Source organism: Streptomyces sp. NRRL B-1347 (genome assembly GCF_000720325.1).
Classification (GTDB): domain Bacteria; phylum Actinomycetota; class Actinomycetes; order Streptomycetales; family Streptomycetaceae; genus Streptomyces.
Window position 1 is genome coordinate 117,638 of sequence record NZ_JOJM01000005.1, and the last position, 23,149, is coordinate 140,786.

At 72.7% G+C, this 23,149-nt stretch carries 17 protein-coding genes; 8 read left to right on the forward strand and 9 right to left on the reverse strand.

The genetic code is table 11. The features are described 5' to 3' along the window. Positions 1 to 7 precede the first annotated feature (7 nt). The 4 genes from IG74_RS0107935 to IG74_RS0107950 all read right to left on the reverse strand — a co-directional run bounded on the left by IG74_RS0107935 (position 8) and on the right by IG74_RS0107950 (position 4,823). Positions 8 to 874, reverse strand: coding sequence for an SAM-dependent methyltransferase (locus IG74_RS0107935; protein WP_030671876.1), 867 nt, complete (start codon positions 872 to 874; stop codon positions 8 to 10). Positions 875 to 992: 118 nt separating this feature from the next. Further along, positions 993 to 3,254 (reverse strand): xanthine dehydrogenase family protein molybdopterin-binding subunit, encoded by a 2,262-nt coding sequence (locus IG74_RS0107940; RefSeq protein ID WP_030671879.1) that lies wholly within the window; start codon positions 3,252 to 3,254, stop codon positions 993 to 995. Further along, on the reverse strand, positions 3,251 to 4,258 hold the full coding sequence (locus IG74_RS0107945; protein ID WP_030671881.1) for an FAD binding domain-containing protein: 1,008 nt from the start codon (positions 4,256 to 4,258) through the stop codon (positions 3,251 to 3,253). The genes IG74_RS0107940 and IG74_RS0107945 overlap by 4 nt, the downstream gene beginning before the upstream one ends. A gap of 28 nt (positions 4,259 to 4,286) precedes the next feature. After that, the gene (locus IG74_RS0107950) at positions 4,287 to 4,823 is read right to left on the reverse strand and encodes a (2Fe-2S)-binding protein (protein WP_030671883.1); all 537 of its coding nucleotides are present in this window, start codon (positions 4,821 to 4,823) and stop codon (positions 4,287 to 4,289) included. A gap of 290 nt (positions 4,824 to 5,113) precedes the next feature. Between IG74_RS0107950 and IG74_RS0107955 the strand changes: the two genes are divergently transcribed. From IG74_RS0107955 to IG74_RS0107965, 3 genes are all read left to right on the forward strand, one after another. Continuing rightward, the gene (locus IG74_RS0107955; protein ID WP_030671885.1) at positions 5,114 to 5,908 is read left to right on the forward strand and encodes an SAM-dependent methyltransferase; all 795 of its coding nucleotides are present in this window, start codon (positions 5,114 to 5,116) and stop codon (positions 5,906 to 5,908) included. An 81-nt stretch (positions 5,909 to 5,989) separates the two neighbouring features. Then, on the forward strand, positions 5,990 to 7,390 hold the full coding sequence (locus IG74_RS0107960; protein WP_030671887.1) for a M28 family metallopeptidase: 1,401 nt from the start codon (positions 5,990 to 5,992) through the stop codon (positions 7,388 to 7,390). A 96-nt stretch (positions 7,391 to 7,486) separates the two neighbouring features. Continuing rightward, positions 7,487 to 7,903 carry an MmpS family transport accessory protein gene (locus IG74_RS0107965; RefSeq protein WP_030671889.1) on the forward strand — a complete coding sequence of 139 codons (417 nt, stop codon included), beginning with the start codon at positions 7,487 to 7,489 and terminating at the stop codon, positions 7,901 to 7,903. A 95-nt stretch (positions 7,904 to 7,998) separates the two neighbouring features. On the opposite strand, the gene IG74_RS0107970 is transcribed toward IG74_RS0107965, so the two are convergent. Further along, positions 7,999 to 9,111, reverse strand: a complete 1,113-nt coding sequence (locus IG74_RS0107970; protein ID WP_234334268.1) for a PQQ-dependent sugar dehydrogenase — start codon at positions 9,109 to 9,111, stop codon at positions 7,999 to 8,001. Between the two features lie 298 nt (positions 9,112 to 9,409). On the opposite strand from IG74_RS0107970, the gene IG74_RS0107975 reads away from it, so the two are divergent. After that, entirely contained in the window at positions 9,410 to 9,784 is a 375-nt protein-coding gene (locus IG74_RS0107975) for a hypothetical protein (RefSeq protein WP_030671894.1), read from the forward strand. 100 nt (positions 9,785 to 9,884) lie between these two features. On the opposite strand, the gene IG74_RS0107980 is transcribed toward IG74_RS0107975, so the two are convergent. Together IG74_RS0107980 and IG74_RS0107985 are read right to left on the reverse strand one after the other, a co-directional pair. Further along, on the reverse strand, positions 9,885 to 11,963 hold the full coding sequence (locus IG74_RS0107980; protein WP_030671897.1) for a M6 family metalloprotease domain-containing protein: 2,079 nt from the start codon (positions 11,961 to 11,963) through the stop codon (positions 9,885 to 9,887). 237 nt (positions 11,964 to 12,200) lie between these two features. Next, on the reverse strand, positions 12,201 to 13,925 hold the full coding sequence (locus IG74_RS0107985; RefSeq protein WP_051854688.1) for a sigma-70 family RNA polymerase sigma factor: 1,725 nt from the start codon (positions 13,923 to 13,925) through the stop codon (positions 12,201 to 12,203). A gap of 320 nt (positions 13,926 to 14,245) precedes the next feature. Here IG74_RS0107985 and IG74_RS0107990 point away from each other — a divergent pair, with 320 nt between their 5' ends. Next, the gene (locus tag IG74_RS0107990) at positions 14,246 to 15,631 is read left to right on the forward strand and encodes a S41 family peptidase (RefSeq protein WP_030671903.1); all 1,386 of its coding nucleotides are present in this window, start codon (positions 14,246 to 14,248) and stop codon (positions 15,629 to 15,631) included. 119 nt (positions 15,632 to 15,750) lie between these two features. Continuing rightward, complete coding sequence (locus tag IG74_RS0107995) at positions 15,751 to 17,241, forward strand: cellulase family glycosylhydrolase (protein WP_030671906.1); 1,491 nt, start codon at positions 15,751 to 15,753, stop codon at positions 17,239 to 17,241. Positions 17,242 to 17,248: 7 nt separating this feature from the next. On the opposite strand, the gene IG74_RS0108000 is transcribed toward IG74_RS0107995, so the two are convergent. Continuing rightward, positions 17,249 to 17,596 (reverse strand): hypothetical protein, encoded by a 348-nt coding sequence (locus IG74_RS0108000; protein ID WP_030671909.1) that lies wholly within the window; start codon positions 17,594 to 17,596, stop codon positions 17,249 to 17,251. Between the two features lie 247 nt (positions 17,597 to 17,843). Between IG74_RS0108000 and IG74_RS0108005 the strand changes: the two genes are divergently transcribed. Continuing rightward, the gene (locus tag IG74_RS0108005) at positions 17,844 to 18,182 is read left to right on the forward strand and encodes a hypothetical protein (RefSeq protein WP_030671912.1); all 339 of its coding nucleotides are present in this window, start codon (positions 17,844 to 17,846) and stop codon (positions 18,180 to 18,182) included. A gap of 75 nt (positions 18,183 to 18,257) precedes the next feature. Here the strand turns inward: IG74_RS0108005 and IG74_RS0108010 are convergent, their stop codons facing one another. Then, positions 18,258 to 18,983, reverse strand: a complete 726-nt coding sequence (locus tag IG74_RS0108010; RefSeq protein WP_030671916.1) for an SIR2 family NAD-dependent protein deacylase — start codon at positions 18,981 to 18,983, stop codon at positions 18,258 to 18,260. Positions 18,984 to 19,445: 462 nt separating this feature from the next. On the opposite strand from IG74_RS0108010, the gene IG74_RS0108015 reads away from it, so the two are divergent. Further along, entirely contained in the window at positions 19,446 to 23,147 is a 3,702-nt protein-coding gene (locus IG74_RS0108015; protein ID WP_030671919.1) for a hypothetical protein, read from the forward strand. The last annotated feature ends 2 nt before the right edge of the window (positions 23,148 to 23,149 follow it).

The window sequence follows — 23,149 nt, forward strand, 5'->3', positions numbered from 1 at the left end:
GGTGGCCTCAGCCCGCCGGCTTGCGGAGCACCAGCACGTGGTAGCCCGTGTGCCGGCGGGTGAAGGAGCGGAACGGGCCGATCAGCGGGTCGGTGTGGGTGAGCGCCTCCTTGCCGAACCGCTGCTCGATCTCCTCGCGCCTGTCCTGGTACAGCGCGCCCATCAGCTCGCCGCACAGCACGGCGTTGGTGGTCATGTCCTGCACCCGCTCCACCTGGAACCCGGCCGCGTCGATCTCGTCGATCAGCGCGGCGAAGGGCCGCAGCGGCGGACACGCCCACAGCGTGGTGTACGCGGACATCTCCGCCTCGGTGGGCGTGCCGCGCACCGTGAACTCGGTCAGCAGGAAGCGGCCGCCGGGCTTCAGCACGCGCGCGGCCTCCCGCAGCCCGAGGGCGCGGTCGGACAGGTGCGGCACGCAGTCGATCGACCAGACGGCGTCGAACGACGCGTCGGTGTGTTCCAGGGCCATGGCGTTGCCGTAGGCGAACTGCACGCGGTCCGCGGCCGGATGGTCCGCGCGCCGCTCCTGGCACCGGGCCAGCTGGGTCCGGCTCACCGTGATGCCCTTGACGTGGCAGCCGGTGCGCTCCGCCAGGCGCAGCGCGGGCGCGCCGGTGCCGCAGCCGATGTCGAGCACGCGGGTGCCCGGCACCGGGTCGAAGGTGTCGATGAGGTATTCGGTCTGCCGGTCCTGCGCGACGTCGGCCATGTCGACCAGGGTGGTCACGGGGGTGCGCGTGCCGTGCGGCACGTACATGCCGATGTGCACGGCGCTCGAACCGAGCAGGTGCGCCAGCAGGTCGCCGTACTGGTCGTACATCGCCCCGACCTCGTCGGGGGTGGGAGCCGTGCCGTGTGCCTCCGCTGCCATGGTGCGTCTCCTCCTCGTGGGTGCGGATTCCAACGCTCCGCACGTACAAGGACATTGCACCTGTCACTCATGCGTTTCGTGAGGACGTAGTTGAGCCAGGAATGTGCCGCCGCCCCGGCTAGGAGATGACGTCCTCGATCGTGATGGGCAGCTTGCGCATCCGTCGTCCCGTGGCGTGGTGGACGGCGTTGGCGATGGCCGGGGCCACGCCCGCCTGGCCGACCTCGCCGACTCCCTTGACGCCGAGCGGGTTGACGACGGCGTCCTCCACCTCGACGAAGTCGACGTCCACGTCGGGCGCGTCGGCGTTCACCGGCACCAGGTACTCGCCGAGGCTCGCGTTCGCCCAGCGGCCGGTGCCGGGCTCCATGTGCGTGGCCTCCAGGAGGGCCTGGCTCAGCCCCCAGATCATGCCGCCCATCAGCTGGCTGCGGGCGGTCTTGGCGTTGAGCACGCGGCCCGGCGCGAAGGCACCGGCGAGGCGGCGCACGCGGATCAGACCGAGCACGGGGTCGACGGCGACCTCGGCGAACTGCGCGCCGAACGTCATCGAGGCGAACGGCGCGTCGGGCGGCGGCGGCCCCCACGACCCGGTCGCCTCCAGGTCGGGCAGGAACTGGCGCTGGAGCAGCTCGGCGTAGTCCTCGCCGGTCCCGGTCGAGGAGCGCAGGACCATCCGGCCGTCGCGGACCACGATGTCGGCGGGGTCCGCGCCGTGCAGCGGGGAGCCCTCGTCGGCGACCGCGCGGGCGACGAGCTGGTCGCGCAGCGCGCTCGCGGCGGTGTGCACGGCGGCGCTGACCATGCCCGCGCCCGAGGAGCCCACGGCGGCGGCGACGTTGGGGAGGTCGGTGTCCCCGCCCTCGAAGCGGCACCGCTCCACCGGCAGGCCCAGCGCCTCCGCGGCGACCTGCGTCATCGCGGTGAGGACGCCGGTGCCGATGTCGGTGACGGCCGCCTGGACGACGGCGGTGCCGTCGGCGTACACGCGGGCCCGGGCGCGCTGCGGGTTGTACGGCCCGTACACCGGATACGCGCTCGCGGCCATGCCGAGGCCGATCAGCCAGTGGCCGTCCCGGGCCGGGGGAGCGGACCTGCGCTCCCAGCCGATGCGGTCGGCGCCCCGCCGCAGGCACTCGCGCAGGCCGCTGCTGCTCCAGGGGCGGCCGGACGCCGGGTCGGAGTCGGAGCAGTTGCGCAGGCGCAGCTCCAGCGGGTCGAGGCCGAGCCGCTCGGCGAGCTCGTCCATGGCGGCCTCCAGGGCGAACAGGCCGGTCGCCTCGCCGGGGCAGCGCATGAACGTCGGTGTCATCGTGTTGGCGCGGATCAGCCGGTAGACGCCCTCGTAGTTCGGGCACGCGTACATCTGCCCGGCGACGCCGAGCGACGGCTCGGCCCAGTGGTCGAAGGGCGAGGTCGGCGACAGCTTGTGGTGCCGGAGCGCCACCAGGCGGCCCTCGGCGTCGGCGCCGAGTGTGAGCCGCTGCTCCTGCTCCTCGCGGTGCCCGCAGCCGAAGAACATCTGCTCGCGGGTGAGGGCGAGCCGCACCGGGCGGCCCACCGCGCGGGCGGCGAGCGCCGCGAGGGCCGGATGGTGCCAGACCAAGGCCTTGGCGCCGAAGCTGCCGCCCGTGTAGTGGCCGACGACGCGGATGCGGGTGTGCGGGATGCCGAGGAGCGCGGCCACGGTGTGCTGGGTGGCGGTGACGCCCTGCGTGGCGTCGTGCAGCGTGAGCCGGTCGCCCTCCCAGTACGCGGTGGTGGCCGAGGTCTCGATGGGGTTGTGGTGGTTGGCCGCGAAGGCGTACGTGCGGTCCACCGTGACGGCGGCCGCGTCGAGGGCGGCGGCCACGTCGCCGCGCTCCGAACGGCCCGGCACGAACCCCGCGAAGACGGCGTCCGGTTCGTACGCCTGGTCGCGGCCCTGGTCGATGACGGTGACGGACGGCTCGTCGGCGTAGGTGACCCCCACCAGGCGGGAGGCGTGCAGCGCGCGTTCGTAGGTGTCGGCGACGACCAGCGCGACGTGCTGGCCCGCGTAGTGGATCTCGTCGCTCTGCATCGGGAAGAAGGTCTCGCCGGGGGCCACGGACCCGGCGAGCGACGGGAGCAGCGGGGGCTGGGTGGCGATCTTCCCGAGGTTCTGGTGGGTCAGGACGGCGAGGACGCCGGTGGCCCGCTCCGCCTCCGTGGTGTCGAGGGAGGTGATGCGGCCGTGGGCGACCCGTGCGCCGACGAGCACGGCGTGCGTGAGGCCGGGCAGCGGGACCTCGGCGGCGTAGCGGGCGGCGCCGGTCACCTTGGCGTGGCCGTCGACGCGGTCCAGGGGGCGGCCGACCGGGCCGTCGTGCGCGGTCGGCCGCGGTGCGGTCGTGGTCATCGCTTGCTCCCGTCACGGGTGAGCGTCTCCAGCGCCCGGACCAGGGTGCGGCGGGCGAGCTCGGGCTTGAAGGCGTTCATCGGGGTGGTGCGGGCGGCGCCGAGCTCGGCCCGCGCCGCGAGGTCGAAGCTCTGCGTCGTGGCGGGGGCGCCGGTCAGCGCGTCCTCCGCGCGCCGGGCCCGCCAGGGCCGGGTGCCGACGCCGCCGAGCGCGATCCGCACGCCCTTGACCACCTCGTCGTCGACGTCGATCGCGGCGGCGACCGACACCAGCGCGAACTCGTACGACTCCCGGTCGCGGACCTTGAGGTACAGCGAACGCTCGGCCATCGGCAGCGCGGGCACCTCGATCGCCGTGATCAACTCGCCGTGCGCGAGCGGGTGTTCGCGATCGGGGGTGTCGCCCGGCTCCAGGAAGAACGCGTCGGTGTCGTACGTGTGCCCGCCGTCCAGGGTGCGGGTGTGGACGCGGGCGTCCAGCGCCGCGAGGGGCACCGCCACGTCGGAGGGGTGGGTGGCGATGCAGTGCTCGCTGGTGCCGAGGACCGCGTGGGTGCGGCTGATGCCGCCGATGGCGGGGCAGCCGCTGCCCGGCAGGCGCTTGTTGCAGGGGGACTCGGCGTCCCGGTAGTAGCCGCAGCGGACCTTCTGCATCATGTTGCCGCCCATGGACGCCATGTGGCGCAGCTGCGCGGAGGCGCCGAGTTCGAGCGCCCGCGCGACGAACGGGAAGCGGCGGCGCACGGCGGGTGCCGCGGCGACCTCGCTCATGCGGGTGAGCGCGCCGATCCTGAGCCCGCCGTCGGGCAGCTCCTCGATCCCGGCCAGCGGCAGCCGGTTGATGTCGACGAGCCGGTGCGGGGACAGGACGTGCTGGCGCAGCAGGTCGACCTCGGTGGTGCCGCCCGCGAGGAAGTGGCTGCCGGGGTCGGTGGTGACGGCGCGCAGAGCGCTCTCGATGCCGTCCCGGGTGCCTTCGGGGCGCAGATAGCTGATGGGGCGCATGGCCGCTCGACTCCTCGGGCTCTCGGTCTCAGGTCCGCGTCCGGGCCGCGCGGACGGCCGCCCGGATGTTCGGGTAGGCGGCGCAGCGGCAGATGTTGCCGCTCATCCACTCCTTGATGTCGGCGTCGTCCGTGGCGTGTCCCTCCTGGACGCAGCCGATGGCCGACATGATCTGGCCGGGCGTGCAGTAGCCGCACTGGAAGGCGTCGTGCCGGATGAACTCCTCCTGCATCGGGTGGAGTCGGCCGTCCCCGGTGCCGTTGGGCGTGGCCAGGCCCTCGACGGTGGTGACCTCGGCGTCCTCGCAGGTGATCGCGAGGGTCAGGCAGGCGAGCACGCGGCGTCCGTCCACCTGGACGGTGCAGGCGCCGCAGGTGCCCTGGTCGCAGCCGCGCTTGGCGCCGGTCAGCCGGAGGCCGTCGCGCAGCGCGCCCAGCAGGCTCACCCGCGGCTCGATCTCGACGGTCCGCCCGACGCCGTTGACGGTGAGCCGCACCCGCACCGGCCCTGGACCGCGCTCGCCCGTGTCCGGTGCCGTGCTGGTCTCCGGTGTGCGCACTGTCATGGCGGTGCCTCCTCAGGCCCTGCGGGACGCGTCGTGCCAAGAGCGAGCCTCACACAAGGCGCGGAACGGGGCAATCAGTGAGTAACTGGTGCGGAACGGCTAGCGCTCCCCGATGAGTCGTCGGCACCCCGGCGGCACGGAGCGCCAGGGGGCCGTGCCCAGCGGGTGAGGGAGGCCGGTGCCCCCGCTCGGGTGCCCGGCCGGTCCGCCGCCGCGGTGGCCGTATCCGGCGCCGACCGCCGCCGAGAGCTGCGTTAAGCTCCGCAGCGGTCGACCCCGGGAGGGCCCTCATGTCGTACGACCCCACGCTGATCAACAGCAATGTGCCGCACTCCGCCCGCATCTGGAACTACTGGCTGGGCGGCAAGGACTGCTACGAGGTCGACCGGCAGGTGGGTGACCAGATCCGGGCGGCCAACCCGGGGATCATCGAGATCGCGCGCGCCCAGCGGCACTTCCTCGTGCGCGCCGTGAGCCACCTCGTCGACGAGGCGGGCATCCGCCAGTTCCTCGACGTCGGCACGGGCCTGCCCACCGCCGACAACACCCACGAGGTCGCCCAGCGCCTCGCCCCCGACGCGCGGATCGTCTACGTCGACCACGACCCGATCGTGCTCACCCACGCCGAGGCGCTGCTCACCAGCACCCCGGAGGGCGCCACGGGCTACATCGACGCCGACCTGCGCGACCCGGACGCGATCCTGGAGCAGGCCGCCAAGACCCTGGACCTCACGCGGCCCGTCGCCCTGATGCTGCTCGGGATCACCGCGCACATCACCGACGACTCCGTCTACGCCATCGTGGGCCGCCTGGTCGACGCCCTGCCCTCCGGCAGCTACCTGGTCCTGTGCGACGACACCGAGGTGCTCGACCCCCGGCGCATGCGCGAGATGATCGAGCAGTGGAACGAGGCGAGCGACAACCCGCGCGTCAACCGCAGCCCCGAGGAGCTCGCCCGCTTCTTCGACGGCCTGGAACTCCTGGAGCCGGGCCTGGTGTCCGTCTCGCGCTGGCGCCCCGAGCCGAGCGGGGACCGACTGCCCGCGGAGGTCGACGACTTCGGGGGCGTGGCGCGCAAGCGCTGACACTCGCGGCCGGGCCGAGGGGCCGACTCCGGGGCGGTGCGCGTCTTGCGGGCTGGTTGATGCGTGCATGACCATGGGCTCATGGCGAATCCGAAGGGCACCCCTCGGCGCACCCTCCTCACCGGCGCCGCCGCCACCGCGGCCGCCGCCACCGTCCAGGTCGCGGGCCCGGCCGCCGCGAACGAGCGCACCCGGCTCGCCCCGCGACCCCCCTCGCGCGAACTGCGCGCCCTGCTGCGGGAGATCGACCACCGCCGCGTCGAAGCGACCGTACGCCGCCTGGTCGCCTTCGGCACCCGGCACACCCTCTCCGCCCAGGACGACCCGGAACGCGGCATCGGCGCCGCACGCGACTGGATCCTCGCCCGCATGCGGGAGTACGCCCGTGCGTCCGGCGGCCGCATGACCGTCGACCTCCAGTCGTACGTGCAGCAGCCCGGCCCGCGCATCCCGACCCCGACCCGGATCTCCAACGTCGTCGCCACCCTGCGGGGCACGACGTCCCCCGACCGCCTCTACGTCGTCTCCGGGCACTACGACTCCCGCGTCAGCGACCCCATGGACCACACCAGCGACGCCCCGGGCGCCGACGACGACGCCTCCGGGGTCGCCGTGGTCATGGAGCTGGCCCGCGTCCTCGCGACCCGGCGCACGGGGGCGACCCTGGTGTTCGCCGCCGTGGCGGGAGAGGAGCAGGGCCTCTACGGCGCCGCCCACCTCGCCCAGAGCTACAAGGACCAACGGGCCGACGTACAAGGGATGTTCACCAACGACATCGTGGGCAGCTCCACCGCCGACGACGGCAGCCGCGACCCGCACACCATCCGGCTCTTCGCCGAGGGCGTCCCCACCTCCGAGACGCCGCAGGAGGCCGACGTCCGGCGCTCCGTCGGCGGCGAGAACGACTCTCCCTCGCGCCAGCTCGCCCGCTTCGTCCGCGAGGTCGCCGATCCCGAGGTCACCGGCATGAAGGTCCGCGTGATCTACCGCCGCGACCGCTATCTGCGCGGCGGCGACCACATCCCGTTCCTCGAACGCGCCTACCCGGCGGCCCGGTTCACCGAGCCCGCGGAGGACTACGCCCACCAGCACCAGGACGTGCGGGTCGTCGACGGCAAGCAGTACGGGGACCTGCCCGAGTTCTGCGACTTCCCGTTCGTCGGGCGGGTCGCCCGCGTCAACGCCGCCGCCCTGTGGAGCCTGGCCCAGGCCCCGGGCACACCGCGCGGCGCGAAGATCGTGACCACGGCCCTGACCAACGCGACGGAGCTGGTCTGGGAGCGGGGCGGCGAGCCGGACCTGGCCGGCTACGAGGTCGTGTGGCGCGAGACGACCGCGCCGGAGTGGACGCACGCGGTCCGCGTGGGCGACGCCACCCGCCACACCGTCGACCTGTCCAAGGACAACGTGTTCTTCGGCGTGCGCGCGGTGAACAGGGCCGGGCTGCGCAGCCCGGTGGCGTTCCCGGCGCCGCAGCGCTAGAGGCGCCCCGCCCGCCGTGCTCCGGCCCCGCTCTGAGCTGGGGAAACCGTACGGTCACAGATTGACTTTGCGTGCTCTTTACTGTTGTCTGCGCACATGAAGAGAAGCATCCGCACCGCCGTGTGCGCGCTCGCCGCCGCCGGTCTCGCGCTGACCCTGGGAGCCTGCTCCGAGGCCGAGAAGAAGGCCGTCGACGCCGTCGACAAGGCCGTCAACGAGAAGTACGAGGTGACCTACGAGGTCTCCGGCAAGAGCGTCGACGAGATCGAGTTCGCCGCCGGTGCGGGTTCCGCCGCCAACCCCAAGCTGGAGAAGGCCGCCAAGCCGGAGCTGCCGTGGAAGAAGACGGTGACGCTGCGCGGGATCATGCCGCCCACCGTCGTGCCGATCTCCACGGACCCGACCGGATCCGACCTGACCTGCAAGGTGATCTACAAGGGCAAGGTCATCAAGGAGGCCTCCGGCGAGAACGTCGTGGCGGGCTGCATCGCCGTGTCGCCGATGGGCAAGTAGCGCCCGCGCGGAGCACCCCACGAAGGGGCGTATCCCGGTTTCGGTTCCGGGATGCGCCCCTTCTGCGCTTCATGGGGCGCGGCGGGGCCGGTGCCTCACCGGCGCGCGGAGCCGCCCGAGTACACGACGTCGATCAGCAGGATCCGGTCGTTGCCCGGTGCGCCGTCCCGGTCGATGGACGTGGTCAGCCAGATGTCGCCCTGGGGGTCGACCTCGACGGTGCGCAGCCGGTTGTACGTGCCCTGGAAGTACGTCCGCTGGTCGGCCAGGCCGGAGCTCGCGTCGATGCGCATCCGGTACATCCGCTGGCCCCGGGTGGTGGCGACGAAGACGTGGTCGTTGATGATGGTCAGGCCGCTGGGCGAGCCGGAGGCCACCGGCCAGGTCTTCTTCGGCGGGATCGATCCCGCGCAGCTGCCGCTGGTGCCCTCGCAGTTGGGCCAGCCGTAGTTGCCGCCCTTCTGGACCAGGTTGACCTCGTCCATGACGTTGTTGCCGAACTCGGCCTGCCACAGGCGGCCCTGGGAGTCGAAGTCGAGGCCCTGCGGGTTGCGGTGGCCCAGCGACCAGACGGCGTTGCCGAAGGGGTTGTCGGCGGGGATCGTGCCGTCGGGGTTGATGCGCAGGATCTTGCCGTTGAGGGAGTTCCTGTTCTGCGCGAGCGCGCCGTTCTGCGCGTCGCCCATGCCCGCGTACAGCTTGCCGTCGGGGCCGAAGCGCAGCCGTCCGCCGTTGTGGGCGCGGTTCTTGGTCATGCCGCCGAGGAGCACCGTGTAGCCGGTGAGGGTGTTGTTCTCCAGCGTCATCCGGGCGATGCGGTTGCCGTCGGTCGAGGTGTGCAGGAAGTACAGGTAGTGGTCGGTGGCGAAGGTCGGCGAGATCTCCAGGCCCATCAGGCCGCCTTCGAGGCCGGTGGTCTGGGAGTAGGGCACCTTGCCGAGGAGCGTCTTCTGGCCCGTCTTCGTCAGGCGGTAGACGTTGAAGGTGTTGCGCTCGGTGACGAGCGCGGCGCCGTCCGGCAGGAACGTCAGGCCCCACGGCACGTCCAGGCCGCTGGCGAGGGTCGTCACGGTGCCGGGGTCGGGGGTGCCCGGCTCGGCATCGGTGGCGGCGTCGGCCGTGGTCAGGCCGGCGCAGAGCGTCGCGGCGGTGGCCGCGGCCACCAGGGCGCCCAGGGTCCGGGACGGGTGGCGTCGGGTGGGTGACACGGTGTCCTCCAGGGGGAGTGGGGGGAGCTGATGGCCCTGGCAGGCAGGAAGCTTTCCTGTTGGGTGGGGGCACCGTAGGGGTGTGTGGTGTACCTGTCAACGCGGGGGATCGGCCGTTCTCCGACGGTTCGGTGGGGCGGGTGCGGGGCCGCGGTGGGAGCGGGCTTTCGGGCCGTGGTGGGCCGGGCGCGGGACCGCGTTCATATGGACGATCTTGTTCCGCCCCACGGGCCCGCCGCGTTCCTTATGATCACCGCGGGCCTCCAGGGGAGAGGCCGCAACAACCAGGAGGGGAAACATGTCCGGAGTCTCCAGACGGTCGGTCCTTGGCTACTCGGGTTCGGCCGCGGCGGGCGCGGTGCTCGCCTCGGCCGGTACGGCGCAGGCGCAGGACGGCAAGGCGGCGAAGACCGCAGAGACCGCTGAGACCGCCGAGAAGGCGCAGGCGGCGGCGGTCGAGTTCACGCCCGGCACGGAGTTCAGCGGCCGCGTCCAGCACGCCACGGGCTACGCCGAGCTGACCATGACCTTCAAGGTGAAGACCGAGGAGTCGCCCGCCCAGTACGACATCTCGCCCGCGGAGATCGCGGAAGCCCTCAACGAGGTCGCGGCGAAGCGCGGCTGGCCCCGCATCACCTTCTACGGCACGCCTCCGAAGGCCCCGCTGAACTGACGTCGCGCGAGCGGCCCCCGCGCCGGACGCCGATCCGGTGCGGGGGCCGCCGTGTCGCGGCACAGGGCCCGCCTCCACGGCGGCGCCCAGGGCGGTGTCCCTAGTGGTGACCGCCCTTGCGCACCTTGCAGACGGCCCGTGCGGACTTGCCCGGATCGCTCTCCGAGCGGGCGGTGAGCACCACCCGGCCGTGCCGGTCGGCGTCGCGCCGCGCGCTCACGGCGACGTCGACCTCGACGGACTGGCCCGACCTCGCGGTGGCCAGGCGGTTGGGCAGCCAGGCGGACCAGCCGCGGCCGGACGCCTCGGCGGACAGGCGGTAGACGTCGGAGCGCAGATAGCGGTCCACGTCCTCGGGGTGCCCCGGATCCGACGGCGCTCCGCGCCCGGTGTTGGCCAGGTCGAAGGAGCACACGGCCCGGCGCTCGGCACTGCCCTTGGCGTACCCCCGGTCGAGCGCCACGCCCCGGCGCTGCGGGCCCGCGCCGTCGAGGGACTTGACGGCGATCGTGTACGAGAGGACGCCGCTCGGGGTGCGCTCCAGGTCGAGGACGTAGAAGTGCAGCCGGTTGGCCCGGTCGACGTACTCGTACTCGCTGCCCGAGTCGGCACCGGCGTGCAGCAGGGCGTCGCTGAGCTGCCGGTAGTCGCCCATGGTGATCTTCTGCAGGGTGCCGTCGGGGCGCTTGAAGTCCACCATGTCGATGTCCTCGGGGTGCGCGTCGACCACCCAGGCGAACGGGGCCCGGTCCTCGTTCTTCGTCTTGGACAGGAGCACGCCGTTGTCCGGCGTGAAGGAGTCCATGCCCATGCGGTCGACGACCTCGACGGTGTAGTTCTGGTAGCCGCCGCCGTCGCACAGGGGATCGGTGGCGGTGTCGCAGGCGGGCGACAGGTCGCGGTTCATGGTGATGTTGACGCCGCTGAGCCCCTTCGCGCCGGGCGGGGCGGAGCGGGCGGTCACGCGGGCCACGACGGTGCCGGAGCCCTTGAGCGCGTCGCGGTCCAGGCGCAGCACGTTCTTCTCGTCGACGATGCCGAGCTTGAGCTTGTCGCGCAGGATGTGCTGGGAGCCCATCGAGCCGCCCTGGGTGGACGGTATCTGCCAGCGGGTGTGCGGGCCTCCGGGGCCGTTGAAGGAGCCGCGCGAGAGCATGCTCCAGATGCCGGTGTAGGCGCGGCGCAGCGGCTTGCCGTACGGGTTGTTGTAGTTGTCGCCGATCCCCAGGATGTGGCTGAGCTCGTGCGCGTACACGCCCATCCCGGAGCTCTCGGCCTGTGTGGACGAACCGGCCGTCGCGTTCGGCCAGATGCGGGCCGCGGCCGCCCAGGACGTCCACGGCACGTAGCGGGTGCTCGCGGAGTTGTCGCCGGTGGCGATGGGCGCGGGCGGGCCCCACGCCGACGGCACGCTCTGCGGCGAGGCGAACTTCATCTGCCCGAACTCCTGCCACACGGACGACTCGTCCTGCCCGGCGGTGAGGAAGAAGACGAAGTCGTACTTGGCGGTCTCGCCGCCGCCCACGTCGGCGGTCCAGGCGGCCTTGCCGTCGGCGCGGATGTCCTTGCCGCAGCTGCTGCCGCGCGGGCACGCGCCCGGGTTCATCTGCGGCTCGATGCCGTACTGGAAGGACTTGTACGGCATGCGGTAGACGCCGAAGGACGTCAGGTCGACGCCGATGCGGCCGCCGGAGTCCTCCATCCAGTACTCGTTGATGGTGTGGCCGCGGTTGAGTGCGCCGGGCTTGTTGAGGAAGTCGCGGTAGAACGCGGGCAGTTGGGCGCGCGGAACGTTGGCGGCGCTCGGCTGCGGGTTGCCGAAGAGGCTGGATCCCGCCGGTTTGCTGACCGTGAACTCCTCGTCGGGGTAGTCCAGGAGCACCAGGGCGCCCTTGAAGGTGCGCTTGGTGGGCTTGAGATCCGGGTTGGCCCAGTCGGTGCCGGGCACGGACCGGTGGTCGGCCCACGTCATGTCGTCGGGGTTCTGCCAGCGCTGCGGGTCGATGGGCTGGACGAGGGGAGGGCGGCCTGTGGGCTCGGGGGTCGCCCGGGCGGGGCCGACGGCGAGGGCGGAGGCGGTGAGTCCCAGGAGCGCCGCGAGGAGACCGAGGCGGCGGGCCGGGAGACGGCGCGCTCTGGCGCCGCGCGTACTTCTACGACGTGTACGACGGAGGAACAAGGCTCACCTCTTGCCTGAAGGGTGTGGACAAGAACATGACAAGCCGTGCAGCGGTACCCTCCGCCGGGCGCCTTTGTGGTGTCAACAGTCTTTTGGGACGGATTTGCCTGGTGGGACGATGGGCACCACCGAGGTGCCCACCGTCCGCCGAGGCCCCTGGCCCGCCGGGCCCACCGCCCGCCGGGCCCGCCGCCCGTCAGGCCCGCCGGTCGGAGAGTCCGGCGGAGGGCGCGCCGGTCAGCCCCGCGCCCCGAAGTTCTGCGTCCACCACGGTCCGCCGTCGCCCTGCTCGATCCCCACGCCCAGCTCCTTGAAGGAGCAGTTGAGGATGTTGGCGCGGTGGCCCTCGCTGTTCATCCAGGAGTCCATCACCGAGGCGGCGGTCCGCTGGCCCCGCGCGATGTTCTCGCCGTACGTGCTCCACTTGTAGCCCGCGGCCGTGATGCGCTGCCCCGGGTCGGTGCCGTCCGGCGACGTGTGGTCGAAGTAGTTGCGCGTCCGCATGTCGGCGGAGTGGCGCTGCGCGGCGGCGGCCAGCTTGCTGTTCTGGGTGAGGGGACCGCACCCGGCCTTGGCGCGCTCGGTGTTGACCAGGGTGAGGACCTGCTGGGCCTGCGACCCGGAGGGCGCGGGCGGCGTGGGCTTCGCGGTCGTGGGGCGGGGCGCGGCCGTCCTGGAGGGAGTGGGCCGTGGCGGCTTCGTCGTCTTCTTCCTGCTGGCGCGCGAGGGACTCGCCGACGGCGAGGGCTTCTTGGTCTTCTTGGCCTTCGACGGCGACGCGGAGGGCGAAGGCGACCGGCTCGGCTCGACCGTGGCCGACGGCGCCCCGGTGGACTCGTTCGACTCCAGGGCCACCGCGGAGCCCTTGCCCGGCTCCCCGGAAGAGCCGTCGGCGAGCTGCATGACACCGGCGAGGGCGGCGATAGCGGCGACGCCGGCGCCCGCGCCGACCGCCTGCCGACGCCGGCGCACACTGCGCCGCCCCTGCCGCATGCTCGCGCGGGAGCCCGGGGCGCCCGTCGAGGAGAGGGGCGTCACGTCGACGCCGCCGCCAGTTCCAGAAGATGCCGGTTCGTACGGGTGCATCGCTTGTGTTCCGGTATCGCCGTGTCCGGCGTACGCGGCCGACGCCATGGCGTCGGCACCGGCGCCCGCCCCGGTGAAGCGCCCGGCCCCCATGACCAGCAGCGGCGGCACGAGGGCGAGCCCGGCGAGCAGCCCCTCCGCGGGCGTGAGCCGGGCGCCGAGGCCACCGCAGGCCGCGCAGTCGCGGGTGTGCCGCACCAGGCGCTTGCGCCACAGGGCGGACGGCCTGCCGTCCCAGGCCGCCGCCACCTGGGCGAGCACGGGGCAGCGCGGCTCGGCGGCCAAGGCGCGCACGACCACGCGTGCCGTCTCCAGTTGGGCCTTCATGCGCTGGACCCGCACGGCAGTGTGCTCCGGCGTGAGCTCCAGGGCCGCGGCGACCTCGCTCCGGGACAGCTCACCGGCGGCTTCCAGCCACCACAGGGCAAGCAGCTCCCGGTAGTCGTCGTCCATCCAGCGCGTGGCCCGCGCGACCTCCTTGCGCTCCCCGGACAGGCCGAGCCTGAGGATCGTCACGTCCGTGAAGTCCCCGCCCGGGTCCGGGACGTCGTACGCGTCCTGGAGACCGCTGTCGACGGGCGCGGGCCGCTGGTGGCGGCGGGTCTCGTTCATGGCGATGGCGACGAGCCAGGACCGGAACGAGGCCGGGTCGCGCAGGCCGGGGAGCCCTCTGAGCATCCGCACCATGACGTCCTGCACCAGGTCGTCGACGTCGGCGTGCCCGCTGAGGGCGCGGCCGACGATGTTGTAGACGAGCGGCAGGAAGGCGGCGACCAGCTCGTCCTGGGCGCGCGCGTCCCCGGCCCGTCCCGCGACGACGAGAGCGGCAAGCCCGGCGCCGTCCCTCTGCTGCGGCTCCCACTGATCGTGCTGCACGACACATCTCCTGTCCCGATCGCCCTGTGGTGCTGAGTACGCCCACTGCATCGGAGATCCTGCGGGGCGCGGGGGGATAACAGAAACCGCGCAGATCACTTTGAGACCTGAGTCACGTCGCGCGGTGTGAGGTTCGCGTCGTATCGGGTGGCGCCTGTGCGGCCTGGGGCGAGGCGGGTGACGCACGGGGCCCGAGCCGCGGGGGTTGTCCCCACCCCCGCTCCACCGGGCAGCCGGATGGCCGTGCCGCGGCGCGTACGGAACCGTGAGGGCGACGCGGATCCCGTCGCCGGACCCCATACTCACGGGAAGGCCCCATCTTGCGCATCGCCACCGCCACCGCCGTCGTCCTGGCCCTCGCCGCGGGAGCCGCGCCGGGTGCCGTCGCGAAGGAGCACCCGGCCACCGACAAGGAGCGGCCGACCCTCGACGGCTACTGGCGCATGGACGGCTACGGCACCGTCGTCGCGCTACGGAACGGAAACCTCCAGGAGTACCAGACGACGTCCGTCAGCTGCCTCAAGGGCGATGCCGCCCGGGGCATGGGCGCCGGGCGCTACCGGACGGAGGACGGCGACGTCATCACCGTCCGCGCCGCGCCCGGCGGGGACCGCGCGTCCCTGAGCTTCGACAGCTCCGTGGGCCACCGCGCCCTGCGGCGCGTCCAGGCGCTGCCGGACGACTGCACGCGCCCGGCCCCGAAGGGCCCCCGGGCCGCCTTCGACGTGTTCTGGCAGTCGTTCGCGGAGAACTACCCGTTCTTCGCGGCCAAGGGCATCGACTGGGACGCCGTGCGCGACACGTACCGCCCCCAGGTGCACGCGGACACCACGAGGAAGGAACTGTTCTCGATCTTCAGCAAGATGGTGAAACCGCTCCACGACGCCCATGTCGCGGTCATGGACGGCGACCGCGTCTACGCCGAGGTCCGCCCCGGCACCGTCCGGCCCTCGAAGGAACTGGACGCCAAGGTCAAGAAGTTCATCGAGCGGCGCGACCTCAAGCACGCCACGTACCGCGAGGACTTCGCAGGCGGCCGGATCACCTACGCCGACCTGCCCGGCGGCCAGGGCTATCTGCGGATCTCCGGCTTCGCCGGGTACGCGCCCCAGGGTGCTCCGTTCGCCGCCCACCTGGCCGAGCTCGACCGGGCGCTCGACACCGTCCTCACCAAGGAGCGCACCCGGCGCCTCAAGGGCCTGCTGATCGACCTGCGCGTCAACGGCGGCGGCTCCGACGTCCTCGGCATCCGCATCGCCGAGCGCCTCACCGACACGCCCTACGTCGCGTACGCCAAGCGGGCCCGCAACGACCCCGCCGACCCCGGCAAGCACACCCGGCCCGAGCCCATCCGCGTCCGCCCGGCCGACGCCCCCCGCTACACAGGCCCCATCGCCGTGCTGACCGGCGGCTCGACCGTGAGCGCGGGGGAGACCTTCACCCAGGCCCTGATGGACCGGCCCGGCAGGACCGTGCGCGTCGGCCAGGCCACCCAGGGCGTCTTCTCCGACGTCCTGGCGCGCAACCTCCCCGGCGGCATGGCCGTCTGGCTGCCCAACGAGGAGTTCCTCACCCGCACGGGCCGCACCTTCGACGGCACCGGCATCCCGCCGCACCTGCGCGAACCCGTCTTCACCGAGGAGGAGTTCGCCAAGAACCGCGACTCGGCCTTCGACCGGGCCGTGCGCGTCCTGGCCGCGCGCTGACCGGAGGGAGCGCCAACCAGAGCCTCACGCAGATGTCTTGATGGACCGTCAGTCAGCGGGTTGGATGGCGCGGACACTTCGACACCGAGGGTGTTCCCGTCAACCACCGGAGGTCCGCCATGACCCCGCGCCGCGCGCGCCGCCCCGTCCTGGCCGCGCTCCTCGCCGTCGCCCTCCTGGGCGGGGTGCTGACCCCCGCCGTCCAGGCCCGTCCCGCGGCCGCGCGGGCCGACGACGGCCCGCGCGGCGCGGCAGCTCCCGGCGCCCCGCCACCGGCGAACGCCACCGGCATCCCCCGCCTCACCGACCGCGCGGGCCGCACCCTCACGCTGCGCGGCTGGAACGTCGAGGACAAGACCCACCACGGCGCCGAGGCGCTCAGCGCGATCACGGAACGCCACTTCAGGGACCTGCGCGCCCGCGGCTTCAACGTCGCCCGCCTCCTCGTCCTCTGGGACGACCTGGAGCCGCGCCGCGGCCACTACAGCCACGGCTATCTGCGCAAGATCCAGCGGATCCTCGGCTGGGCGCACCAGCACCGCGTCCACGTCGTGCTCGACGCCCACCAGGACGTGTTCGGGCCCGCCTTCGGCCACCGCGGGATCCCCCGCTGGGCGACGCGGACCGACGGCCTTCCGTTCACCCCGCACCCCGACGACTGGTTCGCCGAGTACTTCGAGCCCGCCGTCCAGCGCGCCTTCACGCACCTCTACGAGGACGCGGACCTGCGCACCGCCCAGGCCCGCATGTGGCGCCTGCTCGCCGACCACTTCGGCGACCACCCGGCGCTGCTCGGCTACGACCTCATCAACGAGCCGATGGGGGAACCGCGCCCCGGCGAGGACCTGGCGACCGCGGCCCGCCGCATCGAGGCGACCCAGCTCACCCCCCTGTACAACCGGCTCGCGGACGCGATCCGCACCAGGGACCGCTCCACCTGGCTGTTCGTCGAGCCGACCCCGATCGTCGGTGAAGGCGTCCCCACGGGTCTCGGCCGCATCGACGACGAGCGGGTCGTGTACGCGCCGCACTTCTACAACACCGCGATGGAGGCGGGCGCCGACTACGACCCCTCGGCAGGCTGGATCGAGGCGTACGAACGGGCCGTCACCGCCTACCCCCGCGAGCACGGCCTGCCGGTCGTCGTGGGGGAGTGGGGCCCGCTGAACAACGCCCTGCCGAACATGCGCCGCTTCTACGACGACGCCCTCGCCTCGCTGAACCGCTACTCCTCCGGCTGGGCGGGCTACGTGTGGTGCTACGGCGGCGGCTACTGCGCGCTCGACCCCGACGGTCGCTTCCGCACGAACAAGGAACGCACCGCGACGCCCTACGCCCCCGCGGTCGCCGGAACCGTGCGCGAGGACGTCCACGACCCGGGCACCGGCACCTACCGCCTCGCCTACCGGGCCACGCGCCGCCCCGGCACCACCGAGCTCTCGCTGCCGCCGAGCCCCACCGGGTGGCGCGTCGAGGTCACGGGGCGCGGGGCGCATGCCAGCGCCGACGGCGTGGCCGCGGGACGGGTGGGCCACGTGAAGGTGCGGGCCGCCCGCGACGCGGCGGTGGAGGTGCGGGTCACACCGGGTTCGGGCGGCACACGTCACTGAATAGCCGTCAGAAGAACATCACGGAACGGAGCTTGAGGCGCTCGGAGCCGTATCCGGTGCGCGGGCGCAAGGTGAACGAGTCACCCGTGCAGTCCGGCTCCGTGAAGACCTCGGCGTACGCGTCGGTCCGGTTGCGCGGCGAGTGGGCCGGGGAGCTGGAATCCGGGTCCAACACCTCCGGCAGCGCGACGCACTCCCAGCTCTGCGGGTCCTGGATGACGGTGACCTGCGGCCTGCCGTCGAGCCCGCTGTAGGTGTACTGGAACTGGCCGTCGGCCGCGGTGGCCGAAGCGGGCAGGGTGACGATCAGGGCGAGAGCGCCCGCGGCGGCGGCCAGGGCGGTGCGGAAGCGCATGCGCGCGGTCCTTTCACAGTGGTGAGCACAACGGACCTTCGCTTCCCATGTGCATGTCCACATATGCCGGTCCTGTCGGCACTCACCCGGACGAGGGAGCCGTTCGGCGCGCGGTCCGCAAGCTGCGGACGAGAGGCGCCCGGAGCGCACGCGGGGGGCGTGGGACCCAGCTGCCCGCTCCGACTTCCCGGCTCTCTGGGAGCGTGTCCCCTGGGTGACTCCACCCCCGTGCGGAACCGTGGCACCCATGACCACCACACGCATGACGTCGGCGCGCGTCGGCCGCGCGGCCCTGGCCGCCGCAGCCGCCCTCGCCGTCTTCACCGCCCTGCCCACCAGCAGCGCCCACGCGGCCACCGGGACCTTCTTCTACCACTCGTCCCAGTCCGGCGACCTGGAGATCAACGACCCGGACAACGGCGAGTGCTACCTCCTGCTCCAAGGCGCGACCAGCGTGCGGAACCGCACGGACACCGTCGCCAGGGTGTACTACGACCAGGGCTGCGAGGAACTCGCGGACACCGTGGTTCCCGGGGACGGCCGCACCTTCACCGAACCCCTCGCGCGCAGCGTGATGTTCGGCTGAGAGCCACCCCCCCAGGGCGGCGGGGCCGCCCCTCCTTGGCCCCGCCGTCCGCCCTCCCCGTGCGGCGGGAGCGGTCTAGGCGGCAAGCTCCCGCAGCAGCTCCGGCAGCGCGGTGCCGATCGGCTCGCGCACCACCTCCGCGGCCCGGTCGTCGTACGGAGTCGGCTCGGCGTTCACGATGACCAGACGCGCCCCGAAGTCGGCGGCGAGACCCGCGAGCCCCGCCGCGGGCTGCACCTGAAGGCTCGTGCCCACCGCGATGAACACCTCACAGGCCTTGGTGATCGCCACGGCGTCACCGAGCACCGCCGGATCGAGCCGCTCGCCGAACATCACCGTCGCCGACTTGAGGACGCCCCCGCATGCTGTGCACGCCGGATCCGGCTCGCCCGCCTCGACCCGGGCGAGCGCCTCCTCCATCGGCCCGCGCGCACCGCACCCGGTACACACCACCGAGCGCGCCGAGCCGTGCAGTTCGAGCACCTTGCGGTCCGGCATCCCGGCCAGCTGGTGCAGCCCGTCCACGTTCTGCGTGATCACCCGCACCGGGACGCCGGAGCGCTCCAGGTCCACCACCGCGTGGTGCGCCGCGTTCGGACGGGCCCCCAGCGTGCGGTTCTCCCGCCGCAGCTGCCACGACCTGCGCCGGATCTCCGGATCACCCATGTAGTACTCGTACGTCACGAGCTTCTCGGCCTCGGGGTCGCGCCGCCACAGGCCGTTCGGCCCGCGGTAGTCCGGGATCCCGGAGTCCGTGGAGATGCCGGCCCCGCTGAGAAGGGCCACGAGAGGCTTGCTCATGCCGCCGAGCCTAGGGCGCGCGTGCGCGCCGCGGCGAACGGATTTCGCCGGGCGCACCGCGTCGCGCCCGCGCGCGGACCCGGCGCCGCGCCGCCTGCCGCCTCCGGCTCATCCAATGGGGTGAGCTGCGCGTATCGCTCCCCGCACGCTCCCGCCCCGCGGGGATCCTGAGACGGAAGCGGCGTGCGGGCAGGAGCTGGCATGAAGGCCGAAACTGACAGCGACGACAGCGTCCGGCGTGCGATAGAACCGTGGACCACACATCCCAGGGCGCATCTCACTTCGCTTCCGCGGCGGCTCTGCCACGCCTCACCCCACCGACGGCGTGGCCACACCGCCCCCTCCCACCACACGCCAGGCCGCACGGCCGCGACGCCGACGTCCTGACGCACCTCCCTCCACCACTCCCGCGACACACCATGCCGCCCTACGGGGTCCTCGGACCCGGCAACGGGGGAACCCATGTCCGTGCCACCGCCTCCACAGCCCTACCGCCTGCTGCGCGCCACCGACCTCCTCGACCTGCACTTCCGCTTCCTGGGCCTGCGCCTGGAGAAGCCCGTCCTCGGCCCCCGCCGACTGGTCCGCAAGGAGCCGGACAAGCCCGGCTACCTCGTCGTCACGTTCGGCCCCCAGGCCGTCGTCGAACGGGCGTTCTTCGAGATCACCCCCGGCATCCCCGAAGGCGCCCAGGACACCGCCCTCGCGGGGAGCGAGCCGCACAAGCCGCCGCCCGTGGCCTCCCGCATCGGCGGCCGCAGCGTCCTGGTGTTCGGCGTGGGCGCCCAGGCGGCCGTCACCTACACCGACACCGGCCTGCTCACCGCGATGCGGGAGCTTCCCCTGCGCGTCGTGGACGCCGCCCGCGAACCGGCCGCCGCGGCCGGGCTGCGGCACGCCGTGACCGGCACGCCCGACAACGTCTTCCACGCCCTGCGCCTGGCCCGCACGGTGGCGGAGCTCGCGGCGCGGCACGGCGCCGACGCACCCGTCGACGCGGGGCTGCTCGCCGCACCGGCCGCAGACCTCGCCGCCGGTGCCCGGCCGGAGAACCCGCTCGCGAACCCGGACGACCCGAAGACCGGCATCGAACTGCCCTATCGGCTCCTGCTGTCGCCGCCGCAGGGCGCCACCTGGTCGCACCGCACCGAACTCGCCGACCCAGCGGGCCGCGTCGAGCTGTGGCACACCCGGCTGCCCGCCACCGGTGCCCGCGCCGTCTGGACCCGGGACCCGGGCTTCGACCCGGCCGTCCCCCGCCCCCTTGACCCCGTCGGCAACGACTTCATCATGGCCATGACCCCCGAGGACCGGTCATCCGTGGTGCACCTGAGCTCCAACACCCAGCTGCCGGGCGGCTTCCGGCCGACGCCACTGACCGGCGACAACCTCATGCTGTCCAGCATGGGAGGCTGGCTCGACTCGCTGGGGCGCTGGGACCAGCCGCCCGACGGCTTCGAGGTCACCCAGTGGCGCCACCGCGCATCGCTCGGCCGCGACCACTACGTACGCGTCATGTACCGGGGGCGGCTCTTCCCCTTCGGCCACCTGGCGGACCTCGTCAAGGTCACCGAGCGCAAGTTCGACCACGCGCGGCCCGACCGCGCGGCCTACCTCAACCAGCGGTTCTTCATCATGGTGCGCGAGCCCGTCCGCCGCTACGGCGCACCGGAGGACACCGAGGAACTGAAGCGGCTGCGCCGCCTCTTCCCGTTCACCAGCGTCCGCCTGCTCACCCTCGTCACCCCCGACCTGCACGCGCCCCGGCCGATCCCGGAGTTGACCACCGACCCCCGGGAACCCAACAGGAAGCTCGCCTTCTTCCCGGAGACCGACGAGGAGGCGCCCTTCCAGTTCCAGGTGAGCATGACCGACCTGGACGGCCGCCTCGTCGAGTTCCGCACGCCCATGGCCTTCGTCGGCAAGAACCTGTACGAGAGCCGGGCCGACGTGCAGACGCTCGTCACCTTCTACACACCGCCCCTGACCGCGCCGAGCCCCGCGCCGCCCGACCTGGGCCGCGACGAGCTCAAGCGCGTCGTCGCCGACGTACGCGGCCAGGCGATCGCCTACGCGCCGAGCCACAAGCCCGACGACACGACGCTCTCCACCGGCCAGCTGGTCTGGGGCGTCGCGAACGCCCCGGAGCCGACCCCCGCCGGTGAGCCCCTGTTCCTGCCCACCGTGCGCTGGGCGAGGGCCGTCGTGCCCGCCCTCAGCCGCTTCGGCACCGGCTCCGGGGGCGATCAGCCGAAGTCGGTGTTCCACCCCGAGCCGTACGTGCGCGACGCCTTCACCGACGCCAACAAGGGCCAGCTGTTCATCGAACTCGTCGAGCCGTTCGACCTCACCTTCAGCGGGGGCGGGCAGAGCGCCGGGGCGCTCGCCCAGCCGAACTTCTCCGTGGCGGGTCTGTCCCGGCTCACCGGCCCGGTCGCCGCCGCCCCCGCCACCTCCCTCGGGCCCGACGCCGACCCGGCCGACAAGTGGGTCAACCTCCTCCAGGGCCGCTTCAACCCGCTCGACTACTTCAAGCAGATCGCCGACGCCAAGCTGTTCGGGATGTTCCCGCTGTGGGAGATCCTCAAGGAGGTCGGCCTCGACAAGCTCAAGGCGCCGAACTTCCTCACGGCGACCGTCAACGCCGTCACCGGATTCCTCAGTGACCTGCGCGGTCTGCGCGACACCCTGGCAAGCGTCCAGGAGCAGTTCCCGGAGACCGCCGACCGCGTCGTCCGTGTCGTCGACACCGCGACACGCTTCGTCGACGTGCTCCTCGCCTACATCTCCAGCAATCTCCAGCACCTCCCCAACCCCACGCGCATCGAGGACGTCGACAACGCCTTCCGCGCCTTCGCAGACGCCCTGCGGGACCTGCGCGTCAACCTGCCCGCCGGGGTCGAGACCGGAGTGCGGCAGCTGCTCACCCGCATCGCCGAGGCGACCGCCACGTACGAGAACGGAGCGGGCGAGGTCCTCGCGCTGCGCGACGCCATCATGACGGCCGCGCTCGGCGCAAGACTGCCGGACGTCGTCAACTCCCGCCTCCAGTGGCAGCCGGACATCAAGGCGTGGGCACCGGACAAGGAGGACCCCCCGACGCAGGAGAAGGACGCCGTCTTCTGGCCCACCGGCAAGCTGACCCTCGTCGCGGACCTGCGCGGCTCACTGCGCCCCGACGTGCCCCAGGCCGCCGACGTCACCTGCACGCTCGACAACTTCAAGCTGCGCATGGTGCCCGGCTTCGAAGCGATCGCCCTGGACTTCGAGCGGATCCGCTTCTCCATGCGCGCGGGCGAGAAGCCGGACGTCGAGGTGAAGTTCCGCGACCTCGAGTTCATCGGGCACCTGGAGTTCATCCAGACCCTGCGCAACCTCATCCCGCTCGACGGCTTCAGCGACCCGCCCGCCCTCACCGTCGACAGCTCCGGCATCCACGCCAACTACTCGATGCAGCTGCCCAACGCGGCCGTGGGCGTGTTCAGCCTGGAGAACCTCTCCCTGAACGCCATGCTCTCCGTGCCGTTCATCGGCAACACCCCGCTCCAGGCGGGCTTCTCCTTCTGCCGCCGCGAGGCGCCGTTCCGCCTCACCGTGTCGATGCTCGGCGGTGGCGGCTACCTCGGCATCGTCCTGAACCCCAAGGAAATCGCCGTCCTGGACGCCGCCCTGGAATTCGGCGCCGCGGTGTCCATGAACTTCGGCGTGGCCAGCGGCAGCCTCTCCGTCATGGCGGGCGTCTACTTCCGGCTCGAGGTGCGCCACATCACGCCCGACCCGAGCAGGCCGGACCACAAGGTGAGCCGCCCGAGCGTCAAACTCGTCGGCTACCTCCGCGCCCGCGGCGAGGTCGACGTCCTCGGCATCGTCTCCGCCTCCATCGAGCTCTACCTGGAACTCGGCTACGAGGACGGCTACGCCGTCGGCCGCGCCCGCCTCACCATCAGCATCGAGATCGGCTTCTTCGAGAAGTCCGTGACGATCCGCTGCGAGAAGAAGTTCGCCGGCAGCGGCCGCCGCGCCGACCTCGCGGGCGCCGCCCCCGCACCGGAGCTCACGCCGCCCTCGTTCGCCGACCTCATGGCGCCGTACACCGACCCGGTCACCGGTGCCCGCGTCGACCCCGTCCTCGACTACTGCACGGCCTTCGCGGAGGTGAACTGACC

Coding starts and splice junctions, on each gene's coding strand:
- IG74_RS0108015 (WP_030671919.1), top strand. CDS start 19,446: ATGTCCGTGCCACCGCCTCCACAGCCCTACCGCCTGCTGCGCGCCACC.
- IG74_RS0107960 (WP_030671887.1), top strand. CDS start 5,990: ATGGCGAATCCGAAGGGCACCCCTCGGCGCACCCTCCTCACCGGCGCC.
- IG74_RS0107935 (WP_030671876.1), bottom strand. CDS start 874: ATGGCAGCGGAGGCACACGGCACGGCTCCCACCCCCGACGAGGTCGGG.
- IG74_RS0107950 (WP_030671883.1), bottom strand. CDS start 4,823: ATGACAGTGCGCACACCGGAGACCAGCACGGCACCGGACACGGGCGAG.
- IG74_RS0107965 (WP_030671889.1), top strand. CDS start 7,487: ATGAAGAGAAGCATCCGCACCGCCGTGTGCGCGCTCGCCGCCGCCGGT.
- IG74_RS0108000 (WP_030671909.1), bottom strand. CDS start 17,596: ATGCGCTTCCGCACCGCCCTGGCCGCCGCCGCGGGCGCTCTCGCCCTG.
- IG74_RS0107940 (WP_030671879.1), bottom strand. CDS start 3,254: ATGACCACGACCGCACCGCGGCCGACCGCGCACGACGGCCCGGTCGGC.
- IG74_RS0108010 (WP_030671916.1), bottom strand. CDS start 18,983: ATGAGCAAGCCTCTCGTGGCCCTTCTCAGCGGGGCCGGCATCTCCACG.
- IG74_RS0107955 (WP_030671885.1), top strand. CDS start 5,114: ATGTCGTACGACCCCACGCTGATCAACAGCAATGTGCCGCACTCCGCC.
- IG74_RS0108005 (WP_030671912.1), top strand. CDS start 17,844: ATGACCACCACACGCATGACGTCGGCGCGCGTCGGCCGCGCGGCCCTG.
- IG74_RS0107995 (WP_030671906.1), top strand. CDS start 15,751: ATGACCCCGCGCCGCGCGCGCCGCCCCGTCCTGGCCGCGCTCCTCGCC.
- IG74_RS0107975 (WP_030671894.1), top strand. CDS start 9,410: ATGTCCGGAGTCTCCAGACGGTCGGTCCTTGGCTACTCGGGTTCGGCC.
- IG74_RS0107945 (WP_030671881.1), bottom strand. CDS start 4,258: ATGCGCCCCATCAGCTATCTGCGCCCCGAAGGCACCCGGGACGGCATC.